At 64.7% G+C, this 13,130-nt stretch carries 10 protein-coding genes; 5 read left to right on the top strand and 5 right to left on the bottom strand.

Annotation, left to right across the window (positions count from 1 at the left end; genetic code table 11):
- Nucleotides 1–10: 10 nt before the first annotated feature.
- Together CH290_RS24745 and CH290_RS24750 are read left to right on the top strand one after the other, a co-directional pair.
- On the top strand, nucleotides 11–1,117 hold the full coding sequence (locus tag CH290_RS24745) for an ABC transporter ATP-binding protein (protein WP_019667815.1): 1,107 nt from the start codon (nucleotides 11–13) through the stop codon (nucleotides 1,115–1,117).
- 115 nt (nucleotides 1,118–1,232) lie between these two features.
- The gene (locus CH290_RS24750; protein ID WP_170947495.1) at nucleotides 1,233–2,915 is read left to right on the top strand and encodes an AMP-binding protein; all 1,683 of its coding nucleotides are present in this window, start codon (nucleotides 1,233–1,235) and stop codon (nucleotides 2,913–2,915) included.
- 14 nt (nucleotides 2,916–2,929) lie between these two features.
- Here CH290_RS24750 and CH290_RS24755 read toward each other — a convergent pair whose 3' ends face one another.
- A complete protein-coding gene (locus CH290_RS24755) occupies nucleotides 2,930–4,081 on the bottom strand; it encodes an LLM class flavin-dependent oxidoreductase (RefSeq protein WP_033190328.1) in 1,152 nt (383 codons plus the stop codon).
- A gap of 101 nt (nucleotides 4,082–4,182) precedes the next feature.
- Between CH290_RS24755 and CH290_RS24760 the strand changes: the two genes are divergently transcribed.
- Nucleotides 4,183–5,499: an MFS transporter gene (locus CH290_RS24760; protein ID WP_033190304.1), complete on the top strand. Its 1,317-nt coding sequence runs from the start codon at nucleotides 4,183–4,185 to the stop codon at nucleotides 5,497–5,499.
- 128 nt (nucleotides 5,500–5,627) lie between these two features.
- Here the strand turns inward: CH290_RS24760 and CH290_RS24765 are convergent, their stop codons facing one another.
- Both CH290_RS24765 and CH290_RS24770 read right to left on the bottom strand, forming a co-directional pair.
- Entirely contained in the window at nucleotides 5,628–6,413 is a 786-nt protein-coding gene (locus CH290_RS24765) for an alpha/beta fold hydrolase (protein ID WP_033190303.1), read from the bottom strand.
- 4 nt (nucleotides 6,414–6,417) lie between these two features.
- On the bottom strand, nucleotides 6,418–7,311 hold the full coding sequence (locus CH290_RS24770; RefSeq protein WP_033190302.1) for an imine reductase family protein: 894 nt from the start codon (nucleotides 7,309–7,311) through the stop codon (nucleotides 6,418–6,420).
- A 78-nt stretch (nucleotides 7,312–7,389) separates the two neighbouring features.
- On the opposite strand from CH290_RS24770, the gene CH290_RS24775 reads away from it, so the two are divergent.
- The gene (locus CH290_RS24775; protein WP_230621085.1) at nucleotides 7,390–7,713 is read left to right on the top strand and encodes a winged helix-turn-helix transcriptional regulator; all 324 of its coding nucleotides are present in this window, start codon (nucleotides 7,390–7,392) and stop codon (nucleotides 7,711–7,713) included.
- Nucleotide 7,714: 1 nt separating this feature from the next.
- Here the strand turns inward: CH290_RS24775 and CH290_RS24780 are convergent, their stop codons facing one another.
- Together CH290_RS24780 and CH290_RS24785 are read right to left on the bottom strand one after the other, a co-directional pair.
- Nucleotides 7,715–9,400, bottom strand: a complete 1,686-nt coding sequence (locus CH290_RS24780) for a SulP family inorganic anion transporter (RefSeq protein WP_033190301.1) — start codon at nucleotides 9,398–9,400, stop codon at nucleotides 7,715–7,717.
- A gap of 9 nt (nucleotides 9,401–9,409) precedes the next feature.
- Nucleotides 9,410–10,972 carry an ABC-F family ATP-binding cassette domain-containing protein gene (locus tag CH290_RS24785; protein ID WP_033190300.1) on the bottom strand — a complete coding sequence of 521 codons (1,563 nt, stop codon included), beginning with the start codon at nucleotides 10,970–10,972 and terminating at the stop codon, nucleotides 9,410–9,412.
- A gap of 245 nt (nucleotides 10,973–11,217) precedes the next feature.
- On the opposite strand from CH290_RS24785, the gene CH290_RS24790 reads away from it, so the two are divergent.
- The gene (locus tag CH290_RS24790) at nucleotides 11,218–13,041 is read left to right on the top strand and encodes a penicillin-binding transpeptidase domain-containing protein (RefSeq protein ID WP_441347094.1); all 1,824 of its coding nucleotides are present in this window, start codon (nucleotides 11,218–11,220) and stop codon (nucleotides 13,039–13,041) included.
- Nucleotides 13,042–13,130 lie beyond the last annotated feature (89 nt).

Genomic DNA, 13,130 nt, shown 5'->3' on the forward strand with positions numbered 1-13,130 from the left:
GCTCACTGAAATGGCTGCAATCACGTACAAGAAGGCATCCTGCGTCTACGAAGGTGCCGACAAGCTCGCCGTCGATTCACTCGACCTCGACATCCAGGACGGTGAGTTCGTCGTCCTCGTCGGACCGTCCGGTTCCGGCAAGTCCACCGCTCTGCGCATGCTCGCCGGGCTCGAGGAGATCGACGGCGGTGCCATCGAGATCGGTGGCAAGAACATGGTGGGCGTGCCGTCCAAGGACCGCGACATCGCCATGGTCTTCCAGAACTACGCGCTCTACCCCAACAAGACCGTCGGGGAGAACATGGGCTTCGCGCTCAAGATGCGCGGCGTCCCGCTGGAGGAGCGCAAGGCGAAGGTCGCGGAGGCCGCCAAGATCCTCGACCTGACGGAGTACCTCGACCGCAAGCCGGGCAAGCTCTCCGGTGGTCAGCGTCAGCGAGTTGCCATGGGCCGCGCCATCGTTCGTGAGCCCCAGGTGTTCTGCATGGACGAGCCTCTGTCCAACCTCGACGCCAAACTGCGCGTGCAGACGCGTACGCAGATCGCGGCCCTGCAGCGTCGTCTCGGCACGACGACCGTGTACGTCACCCACGATCAGGTCGAGGCCATGACGATGGGTGACCGGGTTGCCGTGCTGCGCGGTGGCAAGCTGCAGCAGTTCGCGTCGCCCACCGACCTCTACGACAATCCGGTCAACGCCTTCGTCGCCGGCTTCATCGGCTCGCCCGCGATGAACCTCATGACGGTGCCCATCGGGTCCGGCGGAGTGCAGATCGGCAACTTCCTGTTGCCTCTCGAACGCGACGAACTGACCAAGCTCGCCTCGCTCGGACTGGACAACGTGACCGTCGGGCTTCGGCCCGAGCAGCTCGGGATCACGCGTGGAAGCGGGGAAGGTTTCGAGGGCAAGGTCGACCTCATCGAGGAGCTGGGCAGCGAATCGTACGTCTACGCCCACCTCGACGACCCCAAGGTCAAGGGACTCGACGGTGGACCGGTGTCCCTCGTCGCACGCTCGGCCGTTCGCGCTCCCGCGAAGATCGGCGAAAGCGTCGCCCTCACACGGCTGGACGGTGCAATTCACCTGTTCCACCCGGAATCGGGTGAGCGGATCTGAGCACCCCCGGAACCAAGCGGCTACCCCCGTACCCCTGTTCGGGGGTAGCGCGCTCACCACTCGACTCAATAGCGTGAAGAGTAAGTGAGATGTGCGCCACAGCTAGGGAGTGATCATGACGGACGGAACGGCCTACACCGCGTTCAAGCAGGCCCGCGACGTACTGCTGGATGCCTACGGCGATTACGACGCTGCGACGGAGAACTTCCAGTGGCCCGCCTTCGGTGAGAAGTTCAACTGGGCCATCGACTGGTTCGACGCGTACGCACGAGGCAACGACGGCACCGCCCTGTGGATCGTCGAGGAGGACGGGTCCGAGGGCAAGTACACGTTCGACGCCATGTCGCGGCGTTCCGACCAGGTGGCGCGGTGGCTGGAATCTCTGGGCATCGGCCGAGGCGACTCGGTGATCCTGATGCTCGGCAACCAGGTCGAGCTCTGGGAGTCGATGCTGGCCGTCATGAAGCTCGGCGCCGTTCTGATGCCGGCGACCACGGCGATCGGCTCCGCGGACCTGACCGACCGCCTGCAGCGCGGGAAAGCCAAGGCCGTCATCGTCAACCCCGCCGACGCACCGAAGTTCGACGAGGTGCCGGGTGAGTATCTGAAGCTGTCGGTCGGTGCGCACGACGGTTGGACAGACTTCCGTTCGGCGTACGACGTCCAGGACGCGCAACCGTTCGAGACGGTGACAGCCCCCGACGATCGCCTTCTGCTGTACTTCACCTCGGGAACGACGAGTAAGCCGAAACTGGTCGAGCACACCCAGGTGTCCTACCCCGTCGGCCACCTCAGCACGATGTACTTTCTCGGTGTCAGGCCGGGCGACGTCCACCTCAACATCAGTTCACCCGGGTGGGCCAAACACGCGTGGAGCTGCTTCTTCGCACCGTGGATCGCCGAGGCGACGATCTTCGTCTACAACTACACCCGGTTCGACGCCAAGGCTCTGCTCGCGCAGATCCGTCGCGCCGAGGTGACGACGTTCTGCGCCCCGCCGACGGTGTGGCGCATGCTGATTCAGGCCGACATTTCCGGTGGCCGGGGTGCGCTGCGTGAGGCCATCGGTGCGGGCGAACCGTTGAACCCGGAAGTCATCTCGCACGTGCAGAAGCAGTGGGGCCTGAACATCCGTGACGGTTTCGGTCAGACGGAAACCACTGCGCTGGTGGCGAACACGCCGGGCGCGGAGCTGAAGTTCGGTTCGATGGGTCGACCGCTCCCCGGTGTGCCCGTCGTGATCATCGATCCGGTGACCGGTGAGCGCGCGGACGAGGGTGAAATCTGCCTGGACCTCGAGCAGCATCCGTTCAATCTCATGACCGGCTATCTGGACAACCCGGCTCGCAACGCCGAAGTCATGTCCGGCGGGTACTACCACACCGGCGATGTGGCATCCCGTGACGAACGCGGCTACATCACCTACGTCGGACGCACCGACGACGTGTTCAAGGCGTCGGACTACAAGGTCTCGCCCTTCGAGCTCGAAAGCGTGCTCATCGAGCACCCAGCCGTGGCCGAAGCGGCCGTCGTCCCTGCTCCCGACGAGACGCGCCTGGCCGTGCCGAAGGCCTACGTTGCCCTCGCCGCCGGCTGGGAACCGAACGAGGACACAGCAATCGAGATCCTGAAGTACGCCCGCGAACATCTGGCGCCGTACCTGCGGGTGCGTCGAATCGAGTTCTTCGAGCTTCCCAAGACCATCTCCGGCAAGATTCGACGCGTCGAGCTTCGAGCCCGCGAGAACTCCGGTGAAGTCCTGTCCGGGGAGTATCGAGACGACACCATCCGCATGTGATGCTCATAGGAGCATCACATGAAAGGTGTTCCGACCGAAACATTTCTCGAGTCACGGGCCCGTGTGAGACCGCGCTTCTCGAGGATCGGCCGCACGCCTTCACCGAAGTGGTAGGCCTCTTCGAGGTGCGGGTAACCGGAGAGAACGAAGTGATCGAGCCCGATCGACGCGTACTCGGCGATGCGATCGGCCACTTCCTCGTGTGAGCCCACCAAGGCTGTGCCCGCCCCTCCGCGGACCAGGCCGACTCCCGTCCACAGATTGGGCGCGATCTCCAGTGAGCGGGCGTCGGCGCCTGCCGTGTACGCGCTGCCGCCGCCGTGCAGTTCACGCATACGACGCTGGCCCTCGGACACCGAGCGGGACAGGCTTTCCTGCGCCGCTTCGATGGTCTTGGGATCGAGGGCACCGAGCAGGCGGTCCGCCTCTGCCCACGCCTGCTCGGACGTGTCTCGTGAGATGACGTGCAGCCGAATGCCGTAATCGAGGGTGCGGCCCTGCACCTCCGCAAGGTCCCTGATCCACGCGATCTTCGATGCGACCGCCGCTGCTGGTTCCCCCCACGTCAGGTAGGTGTCCGCGAACTGCGACGCCACCGTTCCCGCGGCCGGCGACGAACCACCGAAGAAGATCGGCGGCACCGGATCCGGATGACGCTGCAGCGCAGCTTCTTCCACCTTGATGTATTTGCCGTCGAAGGACACCGGCCCGTCGTTCGCCCAGAGGCGACGGGTGACGTCGAGGAATTCACCGCAGCGCTCGTAGCGCTGGTTCTTGTCCAGAAAATCGCCGAACCGTCGCTGCTCGTGGTCCTCGCCACCGGTGACGACGTTCAGCAGGAGACGTCCGCCGGACTGCCACTGGAACGTCGCGGCCATCTGAGCGGCCAACGTCGGACTGAGCAGACCTGGCCGTAGGGCGACAAGGAACTTGAGGGTGTCGGTGGTGTCGATCATCATCGCCGTCGTCAACCACGCGTCCTCGCACCACGCACCCGTCGGCGTCAGGACCGCCTCGAATCCGTTGCTCTCCGCTGCGGCGCCGATCTGGTTGAGATACTTCAGCGTCGCGGGTCGATCTCCGGACATCGACGATCCATGTCCGCCCGCCATCAGATTGCGGGAGTCGCCGTACGTGGGCAGGAACCAATGGAAGCGTAGAGACATGTTGTCCGATTCTGGCAACGTCCACAGACGGTGTCCAGGGTTGCAATCAGGCTGATTCGAATCCATGACCTGCTGTCGAGGCAGGCTTACTCTGGCTCCACATGACTGCATTCGCCGAGGCCGCACCGGCCGAATCGGACCCGGCCAGACGCAAACGACTCCGCACCGTCGTCGCGGCGAGCCTCCTCGGAACGACAGTCGAATGGTACGACTTCTTCCTCTACGCCACCGCCGCAAGCCTGGTGTTCAACCGACTCTTCTTTCCCGATCAGAGCTCGTTCGTCGGCACGATGCTGTCGTTCGCGACCTTCGCCGTCGGATTCGTCGTCAGACCCATCGGCGGCGTCGTGTTCGGGCACTTCGGCGACCGGATCGGCCGGAAGAAGACGCTCGCTCTGACGATGTTCATCATGGGCATCGCCACGGCACTGATGGGCGCGTTGCCGACGACCGAACAGATCGGCGTACTCGCACCGATCCTTCTGCTCCTTCTTCGGATACTCCAGGGCTTCGCACTCGGTGGCGAATGGGCCGGCGCCGTACTGCTCGCCGTCGAGCACAGTCCGGCGAAGAAGCGCGGCCTGTTCGGAAGCATCCCGCAGATCGGACTGGCACTCGGCTTGGCGCTCGGCACAGCGGTGTTCGCGCTTCTGCAAACGGTGTTCGACGACGCCGCCTTCCTCGCCTACGGATGGCGCATCGCGTTCCTGCTCAGCTTGGTGCTCGTGGCAGTCGGCCTCGTGGTACGCCTGAAAGTGGAAGAGACACCGGCGTTCCAGGAAGTCACCGACCTGAAGCAACGCTCGTCGGCACCGGTCCGTGAGGTGTTCGCGCGCAAGTCCATTCGAGGAACCGTGCTCGGTCTTCTCTCGCGGTGGGGTGAAGGCGCTGCCTTCAACACGTGGGGTGTCTTCGCCATCACCTACGCAACGACACAACTGGATTTCGAGAAGGTTCCGGTGCTGCTCGTCGTCACCGTCGCAGCCGTCGTCATGGCACTGCTGCTCCCGCTGTCCGGACTGCTCGTCGACCGATACGGCGCCAAGAGGATCTACGTCATCGGCATCGCACTCTACGGAGCGGCAGTGTTCCCGGTGTTCGCCCTCTTCGATACCGGAAGCCTGTGGCTGTTCGGCCTCGGCCTCGTCCTGGTCTTCGGATTCGTCCACGCCCTGTTCTACGGCGCACAAGGAACGCTGTACGCAAGCCTCTACCCGACGGAAATCCGCTACACCGGACTGTCCATCGTCTACCAGTTCTCCGGCATCTACGCCTCGGGCGTCACACCGTTGATCCTGACCGCCCTCATCGCAGCAGGCAGCGGATCACCCTGGCTGGCCTGCACCTTCCTCGTCGGAACCTCCGTCATCAGCGTCATCGCCACAGTCCTCGTCCGTAAGCGGGATCTGTACCTCTGACCGTGTCTTTTCCGGACCGAACGTGGCGTTCGGTCACTTCAAGTGACCGAACGGCACATTCGGTCTTGAAAAGCGGGAGCCCGAAAGACGGGAGCCCGAAAGCGGGTGTCCGAAAAGCGGGTACGACGCTAATGCTTCAGGAACGGTTCGACGACGGCGAGGACTTCGGCGCTTGCGGCGGGGGTGGTCGAGTGGTCGAATCCGCGGATGGTGTGCAGTTCGGAGTTCTTCACGAGTGCGGCTGCGGATGCGGTGTCGTCGAGTCGCGTGGTGTCCTGGGATCCGACGTAGAACAGTGACGGGATCTTCAGGCCGCGCAGGTCGGCGTCGGACAGTCCGGGTTCTGCGTCGGATGCCCGGAAGTAGGCCGCCATGGCGTCGGAGTCGTTGGCGGAGAACACAGCACGTGTAGCGGCGTCGACGGGGAACAGCCGGTGCTTGTTCCACTCCTCGATGAATCCGTCCATTCCTCGGTCGGCGAGGACGTCGGCGCAACCGGGGAAGAACAGCCGGTCGAAGGCGCCTTTCTGCGGTCCGTGCGAACCGCCGCCGGAGATCAGCTTGGTCACCCTCTCGGGTGCGCGCGCTGCCAGGGTCAGGCCGGCTCGGGCGCCGTAGGAGTAGCCCCAGTAATCAGCGCTGGGGACGCCTACCGCGTCGAGGACTGCCACGAGGTCGCCGACGATGGAGTCCATCGTGTACGCCTCGATCTCGTGCGGCTTGTCGCTTCGCCCGTGGCCGCGCATGTCGACGAGGATCAACGTCCGGCTGGGTCGAAGTGCCTTGACGTATCCGAAGGTTCGCCAGATCGTGTGCGTCAGCAGGCTGCCGTGCACCAGCAGCAACGGTGGTCCTGATCCCACGACCTGGAAGGCGATGCGGGTTCCGTCGGCGGGGTTGGTAGCGAAGTCCACCGCATCATTGTCCTGTATCGGCCATACGTGGTCGGGAGCGGGATTCGCCCAGGAACTTCTCTGCCACCACATCCCAATCCGTGGCAGCGGGCCAATGGTCCAAAGCCCGTGCGGACGCTGCTCTGACGTGTTCCGCCAGACCGGGGTCGATTCCCGCTTGGTGACTCGATTCGACGATGTGCGTCAGGAACGACAAGCACATGTCCAGCCGGGCGTCGCCCTGGTCGTACCGACGGTGTCGAAGCGACGTCGTCGACGCGGGCAGGGAACCGCCGAGAGTGTCGACGATCCCCCGGGCATAGGGCAGAAACGCTGCAGGCTCGACACCGTGAGCTGCGGCCAATGCAGCTGCGTGCAAGTAGGCGTACATGCCGGAGAAGTAGATGTCGAGCATCGCGAGATCGAGCGCCGGTGGCGTCGAATGATCGTTCCCGACGATGTCGCTGCTTCCTCCCAGTGCGTCGAGGATCGGCTGTGCGGCGGTCAAGTCCTCCTCCGCGCCGGCGTAGAGCGCCGAGCAGTGTTCGGTTCCCACCATCGAAGTCGGCACCATCATCGCGCCGGTCACGTACCGGACTCCTCGGGCAGCGGCCAGCGCAGCCGAGTCGACGGTGTCGGTGGGAGTACCTGTCGAGAAGTTGATCAACACTCCGCTGGTGTTCGTTGCTGGAATGCGATCGATGACGGTTCGGCTGATCTCGTGGTTTCGCACGCACACGACGACGATGTCGGCATTTCGCGTGGAGTCCTCCACCGTGGCCGACATCTCGACGGCGATTCCATCGATCGTCCTCGGGGTTCGGTTCCATGCGCGAAGGGGATGTCCTTTGGCCGCCGCTGCGCGTGTGATTGCTTCACCCATCGCGCCGAGGCCCAGAATTGCTATCGACTTGGTCATGATCGGAATGATTCCCGGGTGCAGCGTTGCCGTCGAGTACGCACAATGAAGTAAGTACAGCCGCGGGAGGGGTGCGTCGTGAACGATCTGAATCCATGTGGAGTGAACGTGGTCTTCGGCTTGATCGGGTCGAAGTGGAAGCCGACGATTCTGTGGCGGCTCGCGGAGGGCGATCGTCGTTTCGCGGAGCTGCGCACACAGATCGGTGGGATTTCCGAGAAGGTGCTTGCCGACCAATTGCGCGAGCTCGTTCGTGACGGTCTCGTGGTGCGCACCGCAGCCGACGGGTTTCCGTTGCGCGTCGACTACCGGCTCAGCACGGACGGGAGCGAGCTCAACTCACTTCTCGATCCCCTGTCGGAATGGGGTGATCGCCTGTTCGCGCGCAGATCGCGGGAGTAGTTCAGCGGCGATGGAAGGCATCGACGGCGGCTTCGACGGTGTAGTGGAATCTGGATCCGTCGAATCTGCTGCCCACGCCGAAACGGATGAGCCGATCCTTGATCGGGCCTTTCATCTCGGCGAAGGCAAGGCGAATTCCCTTGTCCTCCAGGAATTGATCGAGCTCGACGAGTTCGTCGACGGCTGTGGTGTCGAGCCCGGTGATGGGTTCGGCGGCCACGACCACCCATTCCACCGGGACCGGAGCATCTGCGACGGCAGTGCGAATGTACTGGTCGAAGATGTCGCCGTTGGCGAAGAAGAGCGGCGCGTCGAATCGGACGAGAAGCAGACCCGGGATCCGTTCACCGTCGGGATGCCGGTCGATGTCGTGGAAGCCAGGACGGTCCGACGTTCGGACCAGCTCGGTGCGGTACGGCTGCCAGGCGCGCGCGACGACGGCGAAGAACGACAGGGCGATCGCGACGAGTATTCCCTGCAGCACCCCGACGAGGGCGACGCCGAGGAAAGCGGCTGCCGCCAGCCCGAATTCGACCCGGCTCATGTGCCACATCCGTACGAGACCGGACACGTCGATCAACGACGTCGCGGCCACGATCACGACGGCACCGAGCGCCGCGTCGGGGAGGTAGGCGGTGACCCCGGGTGCGGCGAGGACGAACGCGAGGACCGCGAGGGCTCCCACGACGCCGGTCAGTTGAGTTCGAGCACCGTTCTGTTCGGCGACCGGTGTTCGAGATCCACTCGCCGAGATCGGGAATCCGCCGAACAAACCCCCGGCGACGTTGGCCACGCCGATGGCTTTCATCTCGGTGCTGCCGTTCACCTCTTCGCCGTGTCGGGCCGCGAAAGTGCGGGACAGAACGCCCGTGTCGGCGAACGCCAGCAGGGCTATCGCGGCGGCGGGCCCGATCAGCGACACGACGTCACCCCAGTCGACCCCTCCGAACGAGGGGAGAGGCAGTCCGCGGGGTAGCTCGCCGACCATCGACAATCGATCGGTGAGATCGAGAACTGCGGCTGCGACCATCGCGCCGACGACCGCAACGAGAACGCCGGGAATGCGCGGGATCCACCGTCGGAAAGCGGGAATGACGAGGAGACATCCGAGTCCGACAGCAGCGGCGACCGGGTCGATGTCGCCGCCCAGAACGGAACGGACGATCTCCGTGAACTGCCCCGTCACACCGTCTGCATCCACGGAGAACCCCAGGACCTTCGGCAGCTGGCCGACGATGACGATGAGCGCTATCGCGTTCAGATAACCGAGCCTGATGGGTTTCGACAGCAGCTGGGTGACGAACCCGAGCCGAAGATAGCCACCCGCGATCAAAATCACGCCGACGAGCACGCCGAGGATCCCCGCCAACGCCAGAGCGCTCGCCGGGTCGTCGGTGACGGCCAACGGGATGACGGCGGCGGCGATGAGTGGCGCCAGCGACGAATCCGGCCCCAGGACCAGAATCTTCGACGGACCGACGACCGCGTACGCGAGCAGCGGAACGATCGTGGCGTACAACCCGGCGTACGCGGGCAACCCTGCTGCCTGCGCGTATCCCATTCCGGCTGGAATGAGAAGAGCTGTCAGTACCAGGCCTGCCGTGATGTCGCTGCGCAGCCACTCGCGGCGGTAACCGCGGGTAGTGACTACTCCGGGCAGTCGGCCGACGATTCCCGCTACGGTCATCGCTCGAACCTACAGTGACTCCGGCAAATCGGTCTCCTCGTCTGGGCCCAACTCCACCCATCTCGTCGGCTGGAGGTCTCGTAGGAACGGCAGATCATGGCTGACGACGACGAGTGCGCCCCGGTAGCTCGCCAGCGCCTCGGTCAGATGCTTCTTGCTGGCGAGGTCCAGATTGTTCGTCGGTTCGTCGAGCATGAGCAGTTTCGGTGCAGGGTCGGCAAGCAGGATTCGGGCGATCGCCGCCCGCAGGCGCTCCCCGCCCGACAACGTCGACACCACGGCGTCCGCGTCGCTGCCGCGGAACAGGAATCTCGCGAGTTGGGCGCGGATCTGCTCGTTGGTGGCGTGAACGGCCACATCGGCGACATTCTCTGCCACCGTTCGTGATTCGTCGAACACATCGAGGCGCTGCGGCAGGTACCGCCACGGTACCGATGGTCCCGCCTTGTCGATCGCACGCAGCAGGGTGGTCTTCCCGCTGCCGTTCGGCCCGATCAACGCGATCCGCTCCGGACCGACGATGGCGAGTTCGTCGACCGCCGTGATCTGCTGTCCGGCAAACACTTCCGTGTCGGGAAGGTCGACGCGAATCTCCTTGTCGTCACGGAGCCGTTCCTCGGCAGCGGCAAGTACCTCCTGAGCGTCGTCGACCTTCTCGATGTGGTTGTTGCGTAACTTGCCCGCCGAAACCTGAGCTGCCCGTTTACGCGCGCCCATGACGATCTTGGGCTCGCGCTTCTGCTCGTACATCTTCTTGCCGTACCGCGCCCGTCGATCGATCTTCGTTCTGGCCTCGACCAATTCGCGTTCCTGTTTGCGAACGTCGTTCTTGGCATCGTGCAGTGCGGCCCGAGCAGCCTCCTGCTCGGCATCGATCACCGATCGATAGTGCGAGTAGTTGCCGCCGAACATCCGCAGCCGAGTCGGCCCGGATCGGTCGGCCCTCAGCTCGGCCGTGGAGTCCATGAGATCGAGGAGTTCGACGTCGTGACTCGTCACCACCAAGACGCCGTCGAACGACTGAACAGCCTGGTAGAGCCGGGCGCGAGCGTGCAGATCCAAGTTGTTCGTCGGCTCGTCGAGCAGCAGTACGTCCGGCTCCGCCAGCAACTGTGCGGTCAGAGCCAACAGCATCGATTCCCCACCCGACAGGGTTCCGATGACACGGTCCAGATCGGTTCGGACAGAAACGATGTGGCCAAGACCGAGTTGCCCGAGCAGTGCGACGGCCTGGTCCTCGGCGTCCCAGCGGTTGCCGACCACACCGAAGTCGTTCTCGGATCCGTCACCGGATTCGATGCGATGCAACGCTTCTCGGAGAGCACGAAGGCCGAGAATGTCGTCGACCCGGCGATCGGTGTGCAGGGCGATGTCCTGCGGAAGGTAGCCGACGACTCCGTCGGCGGTGGCCGAACCGCGGGTCGGTGTGTACTGGCCTGTGACGATCTTCAGCAGGGTGGACTTACCGGCCCCGTTCGATCCGACGAGTCCTGTTCTGCCGGAGGAGAACACAGCGTCGAGTCCGTCGAAAACGGGATCGCCGCTCGGCCACGCGAAGGTGAGATCGGACATGCGCAGGGAAGGGGATGTAGACATGATTGCTCCAGAGGTGTGCGTGCAGGGATGCAGGCGAGAAAACCTCTAGAAGAGCAACGGCCTCTCCGATTCTGTTGGCAGCAAGGCGAGAACCACGATAGACCCGCTTCGGGTCCCCCGCAACCCATTTACGTGAGTGGAAATGCAGGCCCTGGGACAGGCGCGGAGCCTGCGGAGCGACCAGAAATCACCTGTCATTTCCACTCACGTAGGAATCAGGCATGATCGGACGGGTGCGCACATCCATGAAGACGGTTCCCGCTCTGTGTGCTGTGGTGGCACTGGTTCTTGCCGGCTGCGGGGACGACGGTCCACCGGAACCCATGACCACCGCGCAAGCATTCGTGGACGCGATCAACAGCGGGTCGGCCGACGCGGCGGCCGCGCTCACCACCGACCCTGCCGCCGCGACAGCGTCGCTGAACGGCCTGTACGACGGTTTGAGCGGGGGCGGCACCGTGACGGCGACTCCCGATTTCGAGGTCGCCTCGGCATCCGAGGAGGGCGGCGCGGTGACCCTCGACGCCACCTGGCGGTTCTCGACGACCAACGACGGCACCGAGGAACCCGACGGCGAACCGAAGCAGTGGCAGTACGACACCTCCGCCACGGCAACCGAAACCGACCAGGGCTGGCGCATTCAATGGGACCCGGCCGTACTGGCACCGGGACTGTCCGCCGACACCACCGTCAGATACACCCCGACCGACGCGCTCGTCGCTCCCCGAGTGTTCGACCGAAGCGGCACCGAGTTGATGTCGCAGCAGACGGTCACCCTGGTGAACGTCGATTCCACCGCCGACCCGGCGGCCGTCGCGTCGTACATCACGCCGATCGTGCCGACCATCACGGCGGAGTCGATTGCCGCCGATCAGGCTGCTTCTCAGGGGAATTCCACAACGGTGGTGTCGCTCCGGCAGTCGGACATCGATCCGATCGCCGCACCCCTGTCCGCGACGCCGGGCGTCACGCTTGCCCCGCAGCTTCGACTGCTCACCACCGACCGAGCGTTGACGTCGCCCGCGCTGACCGGGGTGTCCGAGCTGTGGCAGTCCCAGGTCGACGACAACAAGGGCTGGTCCGTTCAGTCGGTGAACGCCGACGGTACGGTGACGCAGCTCGCCGGGCTCGACGCCACCCCCGCGCCGGACATCGCGACGACGCTCGACACCGGCCTGCAGCTGAAAGCAGAGAACGCGCTTGCGTCGATCCCGCAGCAAGCGGCGATCGTCGCACTGCAACCGTCCACCGGCAACGTTTTGGCGGTCGCGCAGAACTCGGCCGCCGATGCGCAGGGGCCGATCGCGCTGACCGGTCTCTACCCGCCCGGGTCGACGTTCAAGACGGTCACCACGTCCGCCGCCCTCGAAGCCGGAACAGCGACCCCCGACACGATCCTGCCGTGCCCCGGCACCGAGAACATCGAGGGCAGGCAGATACCCAACGACGACAACTTCGATCTGGGCGACGTGCCACTGCACACGGCATTCGCTCGCTCGTGCAACACGACGATGGGACGACTCGGCGTCGGCCTGCCCGCCGACGGACTCCAGCAGACGGCACTGCAGTACGGCCTCGGCGTCGACTACGTGACTCCTGGGCTGACCTCCGTCACCGGCAGCGTCCCTCTCGCGGACACCCCGGCTGCACGCGTCGAGTCGGCCATCGGTCAGGGAGCCGTCACGGCAACACCGTTCGGGATGGCGCTGGTGGCGTCGTCGATCGCCGGTGGATCCCTGAAGCCCCCGACCCTGGTCCAGGGTCAACCCGGTGTCGCCGACAAGACGGTGGCGCCTGTCGATGCCACCGTCGCCGACCAGGTCAAGACGATGATGCGAGAAACAGTCACCGCCGGAACGGCCACTCAGCTGCAGGACATCCCCGGCCTGCTCGGCAAGACCGGCACCGCCGAATTCGGTCCCAGCAACGAAGGCGCACACGGCTGGTTCGTCGGCATTCAGGACGACCTCGCCTTCGCAGTCTTCGTGTACGACGCCCAGAGCTCCGCACCCGCCGTCGACGCTGCAGGTCGATTCCTGCGCTGAGCGTCGGGCGGTGCATTGACCGAAGAGGGAGCCGGCGACGCCGAATCGTGACCGGAGCGAGTGAATACCGTGCTTGTTACTCGTGTGAC

Origin of the sequence: Rhodococcus sp. 06-156-4 (assembly GCF_002259345.1) — a bacterium.
Taxonomy (GTDB): domain Bacteria; phylum Actinomycetota; class Actinomycetes; order Mycobacteriales; family Mycobacteriaceae; genus Rhodococcoides; species Rhodococcoides fascians_E.

What these genes read in the sequence shown, in the direction of transcription:
- CH290_RS24745 (WP_019667815.1), top strand. Translation starts at nt 11, where the DNA reads ATGGCTGCAATCACGTACAAGAAGGCATCCTGCGTCTACGAAGGTGCC.
- CH290_RS24750 (WP_170947495.1), top strand. Translation starts at nt 1,233, where the DNA reads ATGACGGACGGAACGGCCTACACCGCGTTCAAGCAGGCCCGCGACGTA.
- CH290_RS24755 (WP_033190328.1), bottom strand. Translation starts at nt 4,081, where the DNA reads ATGTCTCTACGCTTCCATTGGTTCCTGCCCACGTACGGCGACTCCCGC.
- CH290_RS24760 (WP_033190304.1), top strand. Translation starts at nt 4,183, where the DNA reads ATGACTGCATTCGCCGAGGCCGCACCGGCCGAATCGGACCCGGCCAGA.
- CH290_RS24770 (WP_033190302.1), bottom strand. Translation starts at nt 7,311, where the DNA reads ATGACCAAGTCGATAGCAATTCTGGGCCTCGGCGCGATGGGTGAAGCA.
- CH290_RS24780 (WP_033190301.1), bottom strand. Translation starts at nt 9,400, where the DNA reads ATGACCGTAGCGGGAATCGTCGGCCGACTGCCCGGAGTAGTCACTACC.
- CH290_RS24785 (WP_033190300.1), bottom strand. Translation starts at nt 10,972, where the DNA reads ATGTCCGATCTCACCTTCGCGTGGCCGAGCGGCGATCCCGTTTTCGAC.
- CH290_RS24790 (WP_441347094.1), top strand. Translation starts at nt 11,218, where the DNA reads ATGATCGGACGGGTGCGCACATCCATGAAGACGGTTCCCGCTCTGTGT.